Genomic DNA, 19545 nt, shown 5'->3' with positions numbered 1-19545 from the left:
TCATTGTATCAATTCAATCGACTTTTTTAAATACACTATTTTATTTGGCACTTACGTTAAATGTATCTAGACAAAATTAAAGGAACAACCTATTTGATTGTTCCTTTAAACTTATTTTCTATGAATTTTTAGGTTGCCCCCTAAAGTGCCCCCTAACTTTCAACAGGGTTTTCTTAAAACCCCTAAAGTTGTCCCCTAAATAATTTGGCTTTCCCCCTAAATTATTTGGTTACCCGATTTCTATCTTTGGAGAAATATGTTAGTCATTTACTTTTTTCTTTTTTAAAGCAACAATAACAATCAATGAAACTAAACTACAAATTGTTAATAATTCAATTGGTGTTCTATCTCCAGTTTTTGGAGTTGTATTATTTTTTACATTTGTAGTTACATTATTTGTTTTATCACTAACTTCATCTTTTTTATCTGTATTTGGTTTTTGATTAGTATCATCACCTTTTCCAGTACCTGGTTTTTGGTTTGTATCGTCATCTTTTCCAGTACCTGGTTTTTGATTTGTATCGTCATCTTTAGAGTTATCTACTGTAAATAATGTTTCCACATCTCCTAATGTAGAAGTTATTTTAATAGTATGTTCTCCATTACTTAATGTTTTTAAATAGTCTTCACTTAAAATAACATCTGCTGTACCATTAATTGATTGTGCAATATTTTCTACTGTATAATATTTTGAATCTAATTCTTCACCATCTACAAGTACTTTTAAAATATCTTCTTTAGAAACATTTATTGTGATTTTTAATGGTTTTGAATCTTTTAATTCATATTTTCCATTTTCACCAGCAATAATTTTTGCTCTTTCTTGAACATTGATTTTAGCTGTTTGTACTTTATCTAAATCTACACATTTAACAGCTACTTCATTTGTTTCTTCTGTAATAATTTCTTGAGGATTTTCAAATACCCATCCTTTAGGTAATTGAATTGTATCTAAAGTATCACCAATAAAACCATTTAATTTTAATCCAGATTTTTCTAAATCTTTTTCAAATGTTCTTTCTTCAATTGTAAGAATAACAGCTCTTCTTGTTGATGGTTTTGTAGCATCTGTACTACTTTTAGCTGTGTAATATAAGTTATATTTTCCAGGTTTAAGATTTTTTAATCTTGCTGTATCATTTTTACCTGAACATACTAAATCAACAGAAGTAAGTCCACCTTTTGATTTAAATGAATATTCATTATCAATTGAATAATCTAAAATACTATCTTGATCAGAAGTAACTCCTTCTAATAAATCAGGTGTTTCCCCTTCTGTCATTGTTACATCATGTTCACCTGTGATTTTAATAGCGTCTTTGTAATAAGCTTCTGAATCTGCTTTTTGTTGAGCATTTTGTCCATAGTAAACATAATCTACTTCATATTTTTGACCAGCTAAATTATCTCCAGCATCACCAGCCCAGTTTCCACCTGTTGCTAAATTTAATTGAATATATTGAGGTCTATTGAAACATCTTTTATATTCTTCATTATTACTATAATCTATAGAACCAACAATTGTACTATCTACATAGAATTCTAATTTATTTTTAGACCAGTTAATCCCAAAAATATGATAATCATCATTAAAAATTCCTTCTGGTAATGTATAAGTAGAAACTGATCTTGAATGATCTACATCTTGAGCTGAACCTGCATGAACTGTTTGATAAACTTTTCTATTACTTTTTCCATTTAAATCACCATCAGCAGCTCCAATCATTTCCATAATATCAATTTCACCACAAACAGGCCATGGAGCTCCTTGTTCACTACTGATTCTACCATCTAACGTAAAGTCTGAACCTAATGTCCAAAATGCAGGGAAAGCACCTTTTCCTTTAGGAAGTTTAGCTTTCATTTCAATTCTTCCATATAAGAACTCTTTTTTCCCATGAGTTCTAATACTTCCTGAATTATAAATAACTTGTCTATTTCCTCTAGGATTTTTATATTGATCTTCTTTATCACGATCTGTCACTTGTAATACTAATTGTCCATCTTTTACATAAACATTTTCTGGATCATTTACATAATGTTCTTGTTCAACACCTCTAATAGATCCTAATTCATAATCCCAATTTGATGTATCTAATTGATTTTCATTAAAATCATCTGCCCAAACCATTTCATAATTATCATCTTCTGAAGTTTCATTGACTGCTTTAACAGAAACATCATCAATCCATACTTCTTCATTGATAATATCTTGATTTCCATTTCTTTCAGTCCATTTAATAAAAGCAATAGATCCAGAACCATTATCACCTGAATTGAAAGTAAACTCTACATCTTGATACTTATTAGCAGTTTCTTTTGATGATGTAATATTTGTTTCAATAATTTCTCCATTATTATCTTTTAATCCAGCACTTAAATTACTATTTTTTACAGCTAAAAATACTTGACCATTTTCATTCGATATCTTAACTTTTGCTTTTACAACATAATCAGTATTTTTCTTAAAACTTACATTTTGATAAACAGCTGCATTATTAGAATTTGATGGTAATTTTCCATAATAATTTCCATTATCATTTCCAATTGTTCCTGTACCTGTTTTAAGCCATGAAGCACCATTATTATTAAAACCACCATTAACAATTAAATCTCCATTACGATCTAATTTTACCAAATCATATTCGTGAGCAACTTGTGATGCTCCTTGATTTGTTGGTTCAGCAAAGACCATTGCTGAATAAGAACTCAACATTGACATAGATGTCAATACAGATAATACAACTTTACTTATTTTCTTATTTTTCATATTTTCTCCTTTCTTATACTTACATAAGCAAATTAAGACAAAAAATAAAGACCAAATAAGATACACTAAAAAAGTGTAAGTTATTTGGTCTTGCCTACTTAAAGTAACAATCCGTATTTACATCACGTATTCTAACATACCTTTCTTGTCTATGCAAGGGGTTTCATTAAATTTGTCTAGACAAATTTAAATTATAATTCTTCACCGTTAGAAGCAATTACTTTTTTATACCAATCATAAGAATCTTTCTTGCTTCTTGCTAGTGTTCCGTTTCCTTCGTTATCTCTATCTACATAGATAAATCCATAACGTTTTTTCATTTCACCTGTAGTAAATGAAACACAGTCAATGCATCCCCATGGTGTATATCCCATTAAATCTACACCATCTTCTTCAACGGCTTTTTTCATTTCTTCAATATGAGCTCTTAAATAATCTATACGATATGGATCATGGCATGAACCATCTTCTTCTTTAACATCAATTGCTCCAAAACCATTTTCTACAATAAATAATGGTTTTTCATATCTTTCATAGAACATATTTAAAGCATATCTTAAACCTTCTGGATCAATTGCCCATCCCCAATCAGATTCTTTAATATATGGATTTTTAACAGAATGTTCACTTGAACCATCTGTTGATTTTGAAACATCTTTTGTAACTGTTGAATCTACAACATTTGTCATATAATAACTAAATCCAATATAATCAACAGTACCTTCAGCTAAAGCTTTTTTATCTTCTTCAGTAATATCAATATTAAATCCTTTTCTTTCAAACATTTTTAAAGCATAAGCAGGATAATGTCCTCTACATTGTACATCGCAGAAGAAGAAACGATCATGCATTTGTTGTTGAGCTAATACTTGATCAGCAGGACGACAACTAAATGGATAAATTGGAACCATGGCAATCATATTTCCAATTTTAAAATCAGGATTAATTTCTTTACCAACTTTTACAGCCTTTGCAGAAGCAACTAATGTATGATGTCCACAGATATACATTGCTTCTTCTGGATTATCATAGTTTCCAAAATGAGCACCACTATTTGTCCAACCAAAGATATCATTTTTAAAGTTCATTTGGTTATTGATTTCATTGAAAGTCATCCAATATTTAACTTTGTTTTTATATCTTTTAAAACATACTTCAGCAAATTTAACAAAGAAATCAATTGTTTTACGATTCATAAAACCACCATATTCTTTAGCTAAATGATAAGGCATTTCAAAGTGTGATAATGTAATGACCGGTTCAATACCATATTTTAATAATTCATCAAAAACATCATCATAGAATTGTAATCCTTCTTCATTAGGTTTATCTTCATCACCTAATGGGAAAATACGAGTCCAAGCAATTGATGTTCTAAAACATTTAAATCCCATATCTGCAAACATTGCAATATCTTCTTTATAATGTCCATAAAAATCAATACCTACATGGTTAGGATAATATTTTCCTTCTACTACACCATCTGTAATTTCTCTTGGAACTCCATGTGCACCTGCTGTCATAACATCAGCAACAGAATATCCTTTAGAAGTATTTAATACTCCTCCTTCAAATTGGTGAGCGGCTAATGCTCCACCCCATAAAAAATCTTTTTGTAAAGCCATATACTACCTCCGTATTCTTTTTTTATTATTATATCATAAGGCGATTAGACTAGAAAATATTCTCTTATACTTTGCATAAATATTTACAAAAAAAGCTAGAGAATAATTCTCTAACTTTTAAAATAAAACATAAATATATTGATAAATAAGAATTTTTAATGCTGTGTTATTTTCTTGAATCAATATCAAACACTCTTCAACATAATTCCTTATGTCATCTAACTCTTCTTGTAAAATTGTACTATTTGAATAAGCTGCTTTTAAAGCAATATCTCGATAATGATTCTCTATTTCTGAATTATGTTGTTTTAATTCATTTAAATAATCATAATAAGCAATATATTTTTTATTTATATTTTCTTGAGATAAAAACTTTTCTCTTTGTTTTAAAAGATACTTTCTTCTTAAAATAAGGATCATAGTTGCAATAATAAAGAATAGAAGGAAAATAATAACAAGGAATAATACTTTATGATCTTCACTTTGTTTTTGAACTTCTTTTTTCTTTATATTCTTTTTAGGTGTTTTCTTTTTTTCTGTTTGCTTGTTTTCATTACTACTTTGTGTCTTTTTTTGTTGTTCTTTATTTTCTGGGTTTGACTTTTTTTCATTTGATCCACTACCATTTGAACTTTGTTGATCATTTGAATTTGATTTTTGTTCTTCAATATTTTGTTGATTCGTTTCTTCTGATTTTCCAGCTGCCGGTTTATCCATAGGATCACTTCCAGAAGCACCACTAGATCCTGGAGTTGCTTCTACCATTATCCAACCAACACCTTTTACATAAACTTCGACCCAAGCATGTGCTTTTGCTTGAGTAACAGCAGCAACATTGCTCCCCTTAAAATCACTTTCATCCAAGACAAATCCCGTTGTATAACGAGCTGGAACGTTTATAGCACGTAATAACAAAGCTGCACTCGATGCAAAATGCATACAATAACCTTTTTTATTTTCTAACAAGAAATATAAAACAGGATCTTGATCACTTGGACAATTACCAGGATGCAATGTATAAACACATTGATCAGCAAGTAGATTTTTAACAAGTGTTACTTTTTCATTGATTGTCATTCCTTCATGATAACCAGCTTGATTTAATAAATTTAATAATTGATTTTTTATATCTTGAAAAACGCCTAGATAATTTTCTTCTACAAATTGATCATATTGAGGTGTTGTGTAATCCCCTCTAGCATTTAATAAGTCACTAGATGAAACACCTATTTTTACATTCGTATGTCTTGATGAACTTTGACCTTTTGAATAGCTATCCAATTTAAATAATTCTCCATCATAACTATAATAAGGATAATATTTATAGGGACTTGAAACAGATATTTCATCAATTGTAAGAACAACATCTGTTTGAGCATATTGTGACGCTAGAGATTGAACAAGATTAATGGAAGCTGGTTGATTATATATCTTTTGACATTTTTTTGTCGTTAACATTGACCATTTCCCATGATCATAATATGCAGCGGAACTATCTCTTAAATAAGTAGAAACTGGTCCATAGCTAGAAGTAACCTTTAGAGCTACTGTTTTGTTATCTAACTCTGTATCTCCAGCTGAATTTAAATCAGAATCAGCACCACTGCCTCCTCCAGACATACCTGAAGAGAGCGTTTTAATTGTTGATGTTGTTCCTTTATTACTCTTTTTCTTACTCTTTCCAGATTTATTTTCTTGATTATTATGACTATCACTTTCTTTACCTTCATCACCAGCTAGATTTCCTCCACCTCCACTACCATCAATTTCTTGAGATTTTTCTATACTATAGCCATTTTTAATTTCATAATCTTCTTGAAATTCTTTAGATTCTTGACTCATAAAAAGTTCTTTAATAGGTCTTTCTACATAACTGCTATAAGGAAGTAAAATAGCTGGAACAAGCATTGAAATAACAATAACAAGTATACAAATAAATTGAATTAAATGATATCGAGTATATGAAATATAGTGAATACCTGTAAGTAAATAGTATGTAAGGACAATAATGATTAAGGTTATAAAAAAGAATGTGCTTCTATAATCAGTATAAGCATATTGTAATCCTAAAAGAATTAATATATTTATTAATCCATAAAGTGAATTCTTTTTAAGAATCATCGCTACAAAACTAGCAGCAACATAATAAATTGTAAGTAATAACGTTAGATAAACGAGTTGACTATCTAGACTTATAATAAAATCAATAATATTAAAGTTTTTACTCATTGAATCTAAAGCAATACCATATTGATATATAACATAACATAAACATCCTAGTGTACATAAATTAATAAATGTTCCAATGTATTTTATTTTATTTTTTCTAATATAAAATAAAACTAAACTAAGTACCAAGGTAGCTATTGTATAAATTAAACGTTGATTTAAAGTATAAGATAAAGTATCAATGATAATATTGATTGCACATAAATCACATAACAAAAGAGAGAATATTTCTATATAAATAGGTTTTATTTTCTTTAACTTATCCATAATAACCTCCCAATCGTTCTTCTTCTATTCCTTTAGAAGTTGCTGTATAAAGACAACCATATTGATAATTTAAAGTACTTAAAGAATATCTTTGATGACTTGGTATTTTACATGATAACATTTTATAGAGAACATCTTTATAATTGTCATAACAATTAATAGGATAAATAACATAGTGATTCATTGTGATATTTTGAAAAATAATGTCAAAGTTAATTTCTTGATTTAACATCTTATGACATAATGAATGAAAATAATCATAAGCTACATCATTTTCATTAAAATCATCTGTTATTAAAATTGTAACTAAAACATTTTTTACGATTGGTTGACTTCCTATATTCACATAAATATCTTGTCTTTGAAGTGTAGATTTCCAATTAATATGTTTTAAAGAATCACCTTGACGATATTGTCTAATTTCATACAACTCAGAATAATCATTTCCATAACGATAAGGTGAATATAATTCACTCTCTTCTACAAAAACTTCTAATTTTTTTACTTCTTGTTCTATATCTATCAAATTAGGTTCAATATACATACTACATTTCTTTTGACAACGTGTTGTATGATAAAACAATCCTAATAAATCATAACAACGAAAACGTGTAATCGTTAAATCACAATGACCTACATGATTTCTAAGTAAAATAATATCTGCTTGTTCATCTTCCATATAAACTTTATAACTATTTTTTTGGTTACAGATTGTTTGGATGTATTCATAATCTATCTTAATTAAAGCACTTGGATAATGTTTATAAGGAACTCTTTTGAAATATAAATAAGCTAAATGATTTCTTTTAGCAATAAAATGTTCATGTGTTTTTTCAACGTCTACATGTCTCATTCCTGGTAAAGAAATAACTAAGGATAGAATTGGTAAAATAAGTAAAATATATGTACAAATAAGTAAAAAATAAACAGATGTCATTAAATATAAAAATAACACAACACCTAATATACTAAAGTATTTAACTCTACCATTTCTCATATTTTTATTTTTGGTTCCTTTACTTCTTTTAAAATACTTTTAATAACATCTTGAATAACAACACCTTTAACTTTTGCATCATAAGTTAAAATTAAACGATGTGACAATACATCATAAATAACTTTTTTAATATCATCAGGGATAACATAATTTCTATGATCCATATAAGCAATTGCTTTCACCATTTTTAATAAAGAAATAGATGTACGTGGAGAAGCCCCTTGTTGAATTAATTCATGATCACGTGTTTTATGAATAATTCTTACAATATAATCATAAATCTTATCATCTACATAAACTTGATCTACTTGTTTTTGTAATTCTATTATATCTTGTGGTTTACATACAGATTGAATGGTATCTAAAGGGTTTTCTTGACTTTTTCTTTTTAAAATTTCAATTTCATCTTCTAATGATGGATACCCCATTGAAAGTTTCACCATAAAACGATCTAATTGTGAATCTGGTAATAATTGTGTTCCTGCTGATCCATAAGGGTTTTGTGTAGCAAGAACTGTAAATGGTTGTGGTAATTGATAAGTAACACCATCAACTGTTGTTCTTCCTTCTTCCATTACTTCTAATAAAGCGGATTGTGTTTTAGGAGATGTTCTATTTATTTCATCTGCTAAAAATAAATTACACATAATAGGTCCTTCTTTATATTCAAAATCATTGGTTTTTTGATTATAAATAATAAAACCTGTAACATCTCCTGGTAAGACATCACTTGTAAATTGCATACGATGAAAATCTAAAGATAAAGCTTTAGAAAGTGCTAAAGTTAAATTTGTTTTCCCAACACCAGGTATATCTTCTAATAAAACATGACCTCTTGCTAAAATACAAGCCAATATTTTTTTAATATGTTCATCTTTTCCAACGACTGCCTTTTTGACCTCGTTAATTACTAATTCTAATTCATTCATTCTTTTTCCTCCCATATTGTTTTCATCATATCATAGTCTCTTTCAAATCACTAGAAAAAAAGAAAACCTCAAGAATATCTCAAGGTTTTCTATCAATGATTGTGAGTATATTTGATATTCTATAAATTAGAATACCCCATTAAATCTTCATCAACTGCACGTGCAACTTCACGTCCTTCTCTAATTGCCCAAACAACTAAAGATTGACCTCTACGCATATCCCCTGCAACATACAATTGTTTTTGATTTGTTTGGTAATTTTCATCTGCTACATTTCCTCTTGGTGTAAGTTTTACATCAAAAGCTTTAGCAACATAATCTTCGCAACCTACAAATCCTGCAGCAATTAAAACAATATCTGCATCTAATGTTTTTTCGCTTCCTTTAACAGGAACCATTTGTCTGCGACCTTCTACTTGTTTTGATTCAAGTGAAACAATAACAACTTGTTTTACATTTCCTTTATCATCTTTAATAAACTCTTTAACAGTTGTTTGATAAAGACGAGGATCATGTCCAAAGACAGCAATAGATTCATTTTGTCCATAGTCTGTCTTTTTCACACGTGGCCATTCAGGCCATGGATTTGAATCCAAACGTTCATGAGGTGGTTCTGGCATCATTTCTAATTGAATAACTGATTTACATCCTAAACGAATAGCTGAACCAACACAGTCATTACCAGTATCTCCACCACCAATAACAAGTACATTTTTACCTTTTGTTTCAACAAAAGTTTTATCTTCTAATTGACTATTAAGTAATGATTTAGTAATGCCAGTTAAATAATCAACTGCAAAGTAAATACCTTTGGCATCCCTACCTGGTGCTTTAATATCTCTAGCCTTTTTACTACCACAAGCAAGAATAACACGATCAAATTCTTTATATAATTGTTGAACTTGTTTTTTATTTTCAATACCTGCATTTGTTTTAAAGACAACACCTTCTTCTTCCATTAATTCAATACGGCGATCAATAATATGTTTTTCAAGTTTCATATTAGGAATACCATACATTAATAGTCCTCCTAAACGGTCTTCTCTTTCAAAGACTGTCACTTGATATCCTCTTTTATTCAATTGATCAGCTGCAGCAAGTCCTGAAGGCCCTGAACCAATGACTGCAATTTTTTTATCAATACGATGTTTAGGTGGTTGTGGTTGCATCCAATTAGATGCATATGCTGTTTCAATGATGGCATTTTCATTTTCTCTTACAGTAACGGGATTTCCATTTAATCCACAAGTACAAGCTGCTTCACATAAAGCAGGGCATACTCTTGAAGTGAATTCTGGAAAATTATTTGTTTTTAAAAGTCTTTTTAAAGCGGCTTTATAATTTTTATGGAAAATTAAATCATTCCATTCAGGTATCAAGTTGTTAAGTGGACAACCTGATACCATTCCTTGAATCATTTTTCCATTTTGACAGAAAGGAACTCCACAATCCATGCATCGAGCTCCTTGGCATGATTGTTCATCACGAGATAATGGTTTATGAAATTCATTAAAGTTCTTAATACGTTTTAATGGTTCAACTTCTGTTGATACTTGTCTTTCTATTTCTAAAAATCCTGTTGGCTTTCCCATAATCTACATTCCTTTCTTAAAAGCATTGAATGCTTCTACTTTTGCTTGTTCATTTGTAAGTCCTTGTTGTTCAAATGAACTAATAAGTGACATCATACGTTTATAATCATGAGGAACAACTTTTTTGAAGTGTGCAACTTCATTTCCAAAGTCATCTAAAATCTTTTTCGCAACATTTGAATTTGTATATTGATAATGTTTTTGAATCATTTCTTTTAATTGATCTTCATCATAACGTGATTTCACATTTTTATATTCTACGAGTTCTTTATTGACATGCTCATAGAATGTATTATCTGGATCATAGACATAAGCAATACCTCCAGACATACCAGCAGCAAAGTTACGTCCTGTTTTTCCTAAAACAACAACCATACCACCTGTCATATATTCAAGACCATGATCTCCAATACCTTCAACAACGGCATGTGCTCCTGAGTTACGTACGGCAAATCGTTCACCAGCAACTCCGTTGATATAAACTTCACCAGATGTTGCTCCATATAAAGCAACGTTACCAATAATGATGTTATCTTCTGGTTTAATTGTTGAATCTTTTGGTGGTACAACAATTAATTTACCACCTGATAAACCTTTTCCAAAGTAGTCATTACTATCTCCATAAAGATGTAATGTTAAACCTTGAGGAATGAAAGCACCAAATGATTGACCACCTGCTCCATAGCAGTTAACTTTGAAAGTATCTTCTTCTAATGATGTTCCATATTTCTTCGTAATTTCTGATCCAAAGAGTGTTCCAAATGAACGATCGATATTTGTAACATGGACATCAATTTCTTTACCTTGATGTTTATCTAAAGCTTCTTTAAATTGTTTATAAAGTACTGTTGTATCTTTGACTTCATTTAATTTGAAATCATATTCATTATTCTTTTCATGATGACTATGTTTACTAGAAGTAAATGGATTATTTAAGATTTTTGATAAATCAATATTTTCAATATCATCTCTTGCTTCTAATAAATCACTACGACCAACCATTTCATCAACAGTTTTGAATCCAAGTTGAGCCATATATTCTCTTAATTCTTGAGCAATGAAACGCATAAAGTTTTCAACATATTCAGGTTTACCTTTAAAACGTTTTCTTAAAATAGGATTTTGTGTAGCAACCCCTACTGGACATGTATCTAAGTTACATACTCTCATCATAACACATCCCATTGTTACAAGTGGTGCTGTCGCAAAACCAAATTCTTCTGCTCCAAGTAAAGTAGCAATTGCGAGATCTCTACCTGTCATGAGTTTACCATCTGTTTCAATAACAACACGGCTTCTTAAATCATTCATGATCAATGTTTGATGTGCTTCTGCTAAACCTAATTCCCAAGGAAGTCCTGCATTATAAACTGAGTTTTTAGGAGCAGCCCCTGTTCCTCCATCATATCCTGAAATAAGGATAACACCAGCACCTGCTTTAGCAACACCGGCAGCAACTGTTCCAACACCAGCTTCTGATACAAGTTTAACTGAAATACGTGCTTCTTTATTAGCGTTCTTTAAGTCATAAATCAATTGTGCTAAGTCTTCAATTGAATAAATATCATGATGTGGTGGTGGTGAAATTAAGCTAACCCCTGGTGTAGAGTGTCTAGTTTTAGCAACCCATGGATAAACTTTACCACCTGGTAAGTGTCCACCTTCTCCTGGTTTTGCTCCTTGTGCCATTTTAATTTGAATTTCATTGGCACTGCATAAGTATTCACTTGTTACTCCAAAACGTCCTGAAGCAACTTGTTTAATAGCTGAACATTTACTATCACCATTAGGGAGTGTTTCAAATCTTTCTGGATCTTCTCCACCTTCACCACTGTTTGATTTACCATGTAATCTATTCATTGCAATAGCCATCGTTTCATGTGCTTCTTTTGAAATTGATCCATAAGACATCGCACCTGTTTTAAATCTTCTAACAATTGATTCAACAGGTTCAACTTCTTCAATTGGAATTGATTTTGTCTTTTTAAATTGCATTAAACCTCTTAAGTTTAAATGTGCGCCTTCTTCATCAATCATTTTTGAATATTCTTTAAATAATTGATAATCACCTAAACGTGTTGCTTGTTGTAATTTATGAATTGTTGCTGGATTATATAAATGTTCTTCTTTTCCTGATCTTTCTTTATGATCACCAGCACTGTTTAATGAGATGTCTACATCTAATCCAAGTGGATCATAAACTTGGTCATGTCTATATTCGACATCTTTTTCAATATCTTTGATTGTTTTTCCTTCAATACGACTTACTGTTTTAGGGAAGTATTTATTCACTAAATCACTTGATAAACCAATTGCTTCAAAGTTTTGTGATCCTCGATAAGATTGAATTGTACTAATTCCCATTTTAGAAGCAATTTTAACAATACCATGTAAAATACCACTATTATAATCATCAACGGCTGCATAGTAATCTTTATCTAATAAGCCTTGATCAATTAAATCAAAGATTGTATCTTGTGCTAAATAACCATTGATAGCTGAAACACCATATCCAAGTAATGTCGCATAATGATGTACTTCTCTTGGTTCAGCTGATTCAAGAATTAAAGCTAAACTGTTACGTTTTTTAGTTCTTACTAAATAAGAGTTAACAGCTCCAACAGCCAATAATGAAGGAATTGGTAAATGGTTATCATCTACTGCTCTATCCGATAAAATAACAATATTGCATCCTTCATGATAACGTTTATCTACTTCTACAAAAACACGATCAATTGCTTTTTCTAATGAAGTATTTTTAATATATGTAATATTAACTTCACCTACTTTAAAGCCTTCTTTTTTCAAGTTTTTGATTTTTAAAATATCTGTATTACTTAAAATAGGATGATTGATTTTTAATAAATGACAGTTTTCTGGTTTATCTTCCAACATATTTCCATCTCGACCAATACAAATACTTGTTGAAGTAATGATTTCTTCACGAATAGCATCGATTGGTGGATTGGTTACTTGTGCAAATAATTGTTTAAAGTAATTAAATAATGGTGGATGTTTTGTCGATAAAGCTGCAATTGGTGTATCATTTCCCATTGCTACAATATTTTCATTACCAGTTAAAGCTAAGTTTTTAATATAGTTTGTATCTTCATAACTATAACCATGTATTTTTTGTAATTTAGTTAATTCTTCTCCTTCGTATCTTTCTACTCTAATACTAGGAATTCTCATATCTTTTAAATTAATTAAATTACTTTCCAACCATTCCCCATAAGGTTGTTTTGTTGCATAAGTTTCTTTTAAAACATCATCTTCAATAAGTTCACCTTTAACAGTATCAACTAATAACATTTTTCCAGGTCTTAGTCTTTCTTTTAAAATAATATCTTTAGCTGGGATATCTAATGAACCTACTTCTGAAGATAATACTAAATAATGATCTTTTGTAATATAATAACGTGATGGTCTTAAACCATTTCTATCTAAAATAGCCCCCATGATGTCTCCATCACTAAATAAGATAGAAGCTGGTCCATCCCATGGTTCCATAAGTGTAGCATTATATTCATAGAAATCTTTTTTTGCTTGTGACATACTTTTATCATTTTCATAAGGTTCTGGAATACACATCATGACAGCTCTTGGAAGTTCCATACCTGACATTACTAAGAATTCTAATGTATTATCTAACATTGCTGAATCTGAACCATTGACATCAACAACTGGATATACTTTTGAAGTATCCACAACATCTGTTTGCATGTTTTCTTCTCGACATAACATGTTATTAGCGTTTCCTTTAATTGTATTGATTTCACCATTGTGAACAATAAATCTATTAGGATGGGCTCTTTTCCATGATGGCATTGTATTTGTTGAGAAACGTGAATGAACTAAAGCAATGGCACTTTTATAACTTTTATCTTGTAAATCTTTAAAGAATAATCGAAGTTGTTGTACTAAGAACATTCCTTTATAAACAATGGTACGACTTGAAAGTGAACATACATAAGTATCTTCAAATTGACTTTGTTCAAAAATTCTTCTCACTTGATATAATTTTCTATCAAAATCTAAACCACAATCTACACCATGTGGTTTTTTAATAAATGCTTGGACAATATAAGGCATTGCATCTAATGCTTTTTTCCCTAAAACACTAGGTACAGTTGGTACGACACGCCAACCTAAAAAGTCTAATCCCTCTTTTTTAACAACTGTTTCAAACATTTTTTTGACACGTAAACGTACTTTTTCATCTTGAGGCATAAAGAACATTCCAACTCCATAATGCCCTTTTTGAGGAAGTACAAAATCTTTAATTACCTTTTGAAAATATTCATCTGGTATTTGTGTTAAGATTCCTACACCATCTCCAGTTTCCCCTGCTGCATCCTTTCCAGCACGATGTTCTAATTGTTCAACAATTTTTAAAGCATCATCTACTGTTTTATAAGTTTTTAATCCTTTGATATTAACAACGGCCCCTATTCCGCAGTTATCATGTTCAAATGACTGATCATATAAACCTACATTTTCTTTGTTCATAAAGGTTCCTCCTTTTTTTGTACAGTTAGAATAGCACATTTAGTAATATGTGTAAAGATTAGCTATTTTTTTGTTATTTTCCTAAAAAATAGCTAGATTGTATACATTTTTTAATGTTTTATCACTGTTTTGATAATCTTTTTTTAGCAATTTAATAAATTTATTTCAAAATGTAGAAAAAATTTTTTTTATTTTTTTTTATTTATTGGCATTAAATGATAAAAAGAGTAGAATAAATATAGTATTAATAGATGGAAAGAGGAGAAAAAAATGGAAGATATGTTTATTGTCGAAACTTCTGCTAGACATATTCACTTAAGTGATAAAGATTTAGCAACTTTATTTGGTGAAGGTCATCAATTAACAAATAAAAAAGATTTATCTCAACCTGGTCAATTTGCTTGTGTTGAAAGAGTTAAAGTAATCGGACCTAAAGGAGAATTAAATATGTCTGTTTTAGGACCTACAAGAAAAGAAACTCAAGTTGAAATTTCTTTAACTGATGCTAGAAGCATTGGTGTTCAAGCATTAATTAGAGAATCAGGAGATATTGAAGGAACTGCTGGATGTAAATTAGTTGGTCCTGCAGGAGAAGTAGAAATTCCTTGCGGTGTTATCGCTGCTAAAAGACATATTCACTTAACACCTGAAGATGCTGAAAAATTTGGTGTAAAAGATAAAGAAATCGTTAAAGTTGAAATTAATACAGACGGACGTTCTTTAATTTTTGGTGATGTTGTTTGTCGTGTAAGCGCTTCATATGCTACTGCAATGCATATTGATACTGATGAAAGCAATGCAGCTGCTTGCGGTAGAGAAGTTTACGGTAAAATCGTTAAATAAAAAATAGAATGGTTTTAGATTTTTTTCTAAAATCATTCTTTTTTTATACTTTTTATTAGATACATTAAATTTGTTCCTTCGACAAATTATGATATAATCTCCTTGGGTGATAGAATGAAAATATTAGATACTCTAGGAAAGTCTAAAAAAGCAATTGGTGGTATTATAGCAATCATTGCTTTAGTTGTTGCAATCTTTTTTGCGGGAATTCATTATGCAAGTGGTAGTAATAATGATGAGATTACTTCTACAACAATAAAAAATCAATTAACTGAAATTAATGAACTTGCTCTTTATTCATATGATTATAGTAAGGTTGGAAAATTTTCTAATAAATTATCTTTTAATGGTTGGAAAATTCCTCTAACACAAAAAAGTTTTATTATTACATATGATGGGACAATTAAAGCAGGAATTGAACTTAATAAAGCTAAAATTAATATTGATGCTGATCAATTAAATATTTCTTTACCTGCTGCTAAGATTTTAAGTCATGAAATTGATGAGAATTCGATAGAAGTTTATGATGAATCATCAAATATTTTTAATCAAATAAGTATCAATGATTATAAATCTTTTGCGACTAAAGAAAAAAAGAAAAATGAAAAAGAAGCTATTTCTAATGGTATTTTAGAAAAATCAAAAACACAAGCTGTCAAAACACTTACAACTTATTTACAGGCTATTCCAGAAATTAAAGATCATTATAAATTAAATATAACAATTGAAGATTCAAAAACTAATGAATAAATTTTAATATCGTAGGGATGTAATTCATCCCTTTTTTTATATTATTGTCTAGATTATGAAAGATATTCTTCATTTTACGCTAAAAAAGGAATATCGATTTTGCATCAATATTCCTTTAATAATTTAAAACAACTAAATTTCATTATTTTTTATTATATTATTATTTATTAACAGCTTTTTTTAATGCTGAGCTTGCTTTAAATGCAGGTGCTTTACTTGCAGCAATTGTCATTGTTTCTCCAGTTCTTGGATTTCTACCAGTTCTTTCACTACGAGTACGAACTTCAAAATTACCAAAGCCTTTTAAAGAAACTTTATCTCCTTTAGCTAAAGCATCAGTAACAACTTCAACTAAAGCAGTTACTACTTTATCTACATCAGTTTTTGTTAATTCAGTGCTTGAAGCAATTGCTTCTACTAATTCAGTTTTATTCATTTTTATTATCTCCATTTCTCGAAATTTAGGATAATAAATCCTAGTCATATTCTACTACGTTATCTGCTTATTTACAATAAGATAGTATCTATCAATTATAATTCTTCTATAAATTGTTTACATATTTCTTTAGTTGTTGCCCATGATGTAACTAAACGAATACATGTATGATTTTCATCTACTTTAAACATATATGTTGTGATATATTTTTGATTTATTTTATTTAATGTTTGATGATCTATAATAGGAAAAATTTGATTAGATGGACTCTCGATATACATCTTATAGCCTTTATCTTTAAAACCATTTCTTAATATATCTGCACATTCATTTTCATGTTTTCCAATTTCTAAATATAGATTATTTTCAAATAGGGCATTAAATTGTACTCCCAATAATCTTCCTTTAGCAAGCATTGCACCTTTTTGTTTAATATGATATCTAATATCAGTTTTTAATTCATCGTTAACAATAACTAAACATTCACCAAATAAAGCTCCCATCTTAGTTCCACCAATATAGAAGACATCACTATATTTTGCTATTTGTTGTAATGTTGGAGCATCTTTCAATACAAGTGCACTCCCAAGTCTTGCTCCATCTATAAATAAATAAAGATGATTTTTTTGACAACATTGATATATAGCTTTTAATTCTTCTAAAGTATAGTATGTCCCATATTCTGTTGTTTGTGAAATATACACCATTTTAGGTTGAACCATGTGTTCATCTGGATGTTCACTTACAATTTCATCAATCATTTCAGGAATCATTTTTCCATCTTGATGTGGCTTTGTTAAAATCTTATGACCTGTAAATTCAACAGCCCCTGTTTCATGAACATTAATATGTCCACTATCTACAGCAATAACAGCCTGATAATCTTTTAATGCGGATGAAATCATAATCATATTTGTTTGTGTACCACCTACTAGAAAATGAATATCTACATTTTCATTTTCTAATATTGCTTTTATTTTATCTTTCGCTTTTTGGCAGTATTCATCTTCCCCATATCCTACTGTTTGAATAAAATTTGTCTTATTTAAAGCCTCCATCACTTGTGGATGAGCTCCTTCTAAATAATCACTCGCAAAATTATACATCATTAACCCCCTAAAGAAAATAGGAAACATTGTTTCCTATAGTTCTTCTCCATTTGTTTCAATTACTTTTTTATACCAATAATATGAATCTTTTTTGTATCTATTTAAAGTACCTGAATTTTCATCTTCTTCACGATCAACATAAACAAAACCATAACGTTTTTGATATCCGTTTAACCAGCTTAATAAATCAGTATAAGACCATGTACAATAAGCAAGAACACGACAACCATCATCACAAGCTTTTTTTAGTTCTTCAATATGACGTTTTAAATAATCAATACGATATGGATCATGAATTTGTCCATCTTCTAATTTATCAAATGCACCTAATCCATTTTCAGAAATAACGATTGGTAAATCATAACGTGAAGTAATTTCACGACAACACATTCTAATTCCCATTGGATCAATTGTCCAATCCCAATCTGTTGTTGGTAAAAATTCATTTTGTGGTTTCTTATAAAGACCAGGTACACCTTGAACTTTGGCTGTTCCTTTTTTACCAGTGTTATTCATTGTATGATCACTACCAACACCATTAATATCATTATATTCAACAACACATGTTTGATAATAGTTCACACCCATGAAATCAATAAGTGAAGCTGCTTTTTTCATTAATGCTTCATCACCTTCTTCAAAGACAGGCGCACATCCTAATGATTTTAAATATTGAATAGCAGCACGTGGATAACGTCCATAAGCATAAGCGTCCATCCAATAATAATTTTGTAAATCATCATAATCAGCTTTAGCCATTGCATTTTCAGGTTTACGATCATATGCATAACTTGGACTATAAGCAAATGATGCCCCAACTTTTGCTTCTGGATGAAGTTCTTTTAAAGCAATAACGCTTTTAGCATGTGCAATATTGGCATGATGATTGACTTGATAGAATGTTTTCATATCATCTACTTTTCCTGGTGGATGCATTCCTTCTAACCATCCATGTCCTGTAAAAATATTTTGTTCATTCATTGTAATCCAATATTTTACACGATCTCCATATCTTTTAAATAATGTTGTAGCATAATTTACATAATCATCAACAATTTTTCTGCTTTCCCAACCATGATATTGGTCTTCTAAAGCTTGTGGCATATCCCAGTGATAAACTGTAACCATAGGTTCAATTCCATATTTTAATAATTCATTGATAAGATTATCATAAAATTCTAAACCTTTTTCATTGACTTCACCATTTCCATTTGGATAAATACGTGTCCAAGCAATTGAAAAACGATATGTTTTCAATCCCATTTCTGCCATCAATTTGACATCTTCTTTGTAACGATGATAATGATCAACGGCCTTATCACCTGTTGTTGCTTTAAAAGTCTTTCCTGGAATTCTTACAAATTTGTCCCAGTTGGAAACACCTTTACCATCTGCATCCCATCCACCTTCTACTTGGTAAGCAGCCGATGCACTTCCCCAAAGAAAATCTTTAGGAAAGCCTTTTGTTTCTTTAAAATACATTTTCTTT

The 19545-nt window shown here is 29.8% G+C and carries 12 protein-coding genes; 2 read left to right on the top strand and 10 right to left on the bottom strand.

The window, feature by feature from the left end; genetic code table 11:
* Nucleotides 1-259 precede the first annotated feature (259 nt).
* From ACLVEP_RS08025 to gltB, 7 genes are all read right to left on the bottom strand, one after another.
* Nucleotides 260-2770, bottom strand: coding sequence for a family 16 glycosylhydrolase (locus ACLVEP_RS08025; protein WP_412584046.1), 2511 nt, complete (start codon nucleotides 2768-2770; stop codon nucleotides 260-262).
* Nucleotides 2771-2961: 191 nt separating this feature from the next.
* Nucleotides 2962-4395 (bottom strand): 6-phospho-beta-glucosidase, encoded by a 1434-nt coding sequence (locus tag ACLVEP_RS08020; RefSeq protein WP_317999529.1) that lies wholly within the window; start codon nucleotides 4393-4395, stop codon nucleotides 2962-2964.
* Nucleotides 4396-4512: 117 nt separating this feature from the next.
* On the bottom strand, nucleotides 4513-6891 hold the full coding sequence (locus tag ACLVEP_RS08015) for a transglutaminase-like domain-containing protein (protein ID WP_412584044.1): 2379 nt from the start codon (nucleotides 6889-6891) through the stop codon (nucleotides 4513-4515).
* Nucleotides 6884-7888 carry a DUF58 domain-containing protein gene (locus tag ACLVEP_RS08010; protein ID WP_412584042.1) on the bottom strand — a complete coding sequence of 335 codons (1005 nt, stop codon included), beginning with the start codon at nucleotides 7886-7888 and terminating at the stop codon, nucleotides 6884-6886. Before ACLVEP_RS08010 ends, ACLVEP_RS08015 begins: the two co-directional genes overlap by 8 nt.
* Nucleotides 7885-8817 carry an AAA family ATPase gene (locus ACLVEP_RS08005; RefSeq protein ID WP_412584040.1) on the bottom strand — a complete coding sequence of 311 codons (933 nt, stop codon included), beginning with the start codon at nucleotides 8815-8817 and terminating at the stop codon, nucleotides 7885-7887. The genes ACLVEP_RS08010 and ACLVEP_RS08005 overlap by 4 nt, the downstream gene beginning before the upstream one ends.
* A gap of 119 nt (nucleotides 8818-8936) precedes the next feature.
* Nucleotides 8937-10409 (bottom strand): glutamate synthase subunit beta, encoded by a 1473-nt coding sequence (locus ACLVEP_RS08000; RefSeq protein WP_412584038.1) that lies wholly within the window; start codon nucleotides 10407-10409, stop codon nucleotides 8937-8939.
* Nucleotides 10410-10412: 3 nt separating this feature from the next.
* Nucleotides 10413-14918 carry a glutamate synthase large subunit gene (gltB, locus tag ACLVEP_RS07995; protein ID WP_412584035.1) on the bottom strand — a complete coding sequence of 1502 codons (4506 nt, stop codon included), beginning with the start codon at nucleotides 14916-14918 and terminating at the stop codon, nucleotides 10413-10415.
* A 270-nt stretch (nucleotides 14919-15188) separates the two neighbouring features.
* On the opposite strand from gltB, the gene pduL reads away from it, so the two are divergent.
* Both pduL and ACLVEP_RS07985 read left to right on the top strand, forming a co-directional pair.
* On the top strand, nucleotides 15189-15761 hold the full coding sequence (gene pduL / locus ACLVEP_RS07990) for a phosphate propanoyltransferase (protein WP_022001384.1): 573 nt from the start codon (nucleotides 15189-15191) through the stop codon (nucleotides 15759-15761).
* 114 nt (nucleotides 15762-15875) lie between these two features.
* Nucleotides 15876-16511 (top strand): DUF4230 domain-containing protein, encoded by a 636-nt coding sequence (locus ACLVEP_RS07985; protein WP_412584032.1) that lies wholly within the window; start codon nucleotides 15876-15878, stop codon nucleotides 16509-16511.
* 160 nt (nucleotides 16512-16671) lie between these two features.
* Here ACLVEP_RS07985 and ACLVEP_RS07980 read toward each other — a convergent pair whose 3' ends face one another.
* The 3 genes from ACLVEP_RS07980 to ACLVEP_RS07970 all read right to left on the bottom strand — a co-directional run bounded on the left by ACLVEP_RS07980 (nucleotide 16672) and on the right by ACLVEP_RS07970 (nucleotide 19538).
* Nucleotides 16672-16947, bottom strand: coding sequence for an HU family DNA-binding protein (locus ACLVEP_RS07980; protein WP_022001382.1), 276 nt, complete (start codon nucleotides 16945-16947; stop codon nucleotides 16672-16674).
* A 95-nt stretch (nucleotides 16948-17042) separates the two neighbouring features.
* Nucleotides 17043-18053 carry a threonine aldolase family protein gene (locus ACLVEP_RS07975; RefSeq protein ID WP_412584029.1) on the bottom strand — a complete coding sequence of 337 codons (1011 nt, stop codon included), beginning with the start codon at nucleotides 18051-18053 and terminating at the stop codon, nucleotides 17043-17045.
* A 36-nt stretch (nucleotides 18054-18089) separates the two neighbouring features.
* The gene (locus tag ACLVEP_RS07970; RefSeq protein WP_118347830.1) at nucleotides 18090-19538 is read right to left on the bottom strand and encodes a glycoside hydrolase family 1 protein; all 1449 of its coding nucleotides are present in this window, start codon (nucleotides 19536-19538) and stop codon (nucleotides 18090-18092) included.
* Nucleotides 19539-19545: the final 7 nt, after the last annotated feature.

The sequence above is a fragment of the Faecalibacillus sp. genome (genome assembly GCF_047023275.1).
Classification (GTDB): Bacteria; Bacillota_I; Bacilli_A; order Erysipelotrichales; family Coprobacillaceae; genus Faecalibacillus.
Note: the sequence above shows the minus strand (reverse complement) of the source record. Positions and strands in the feature narration are given on the sequence as shown.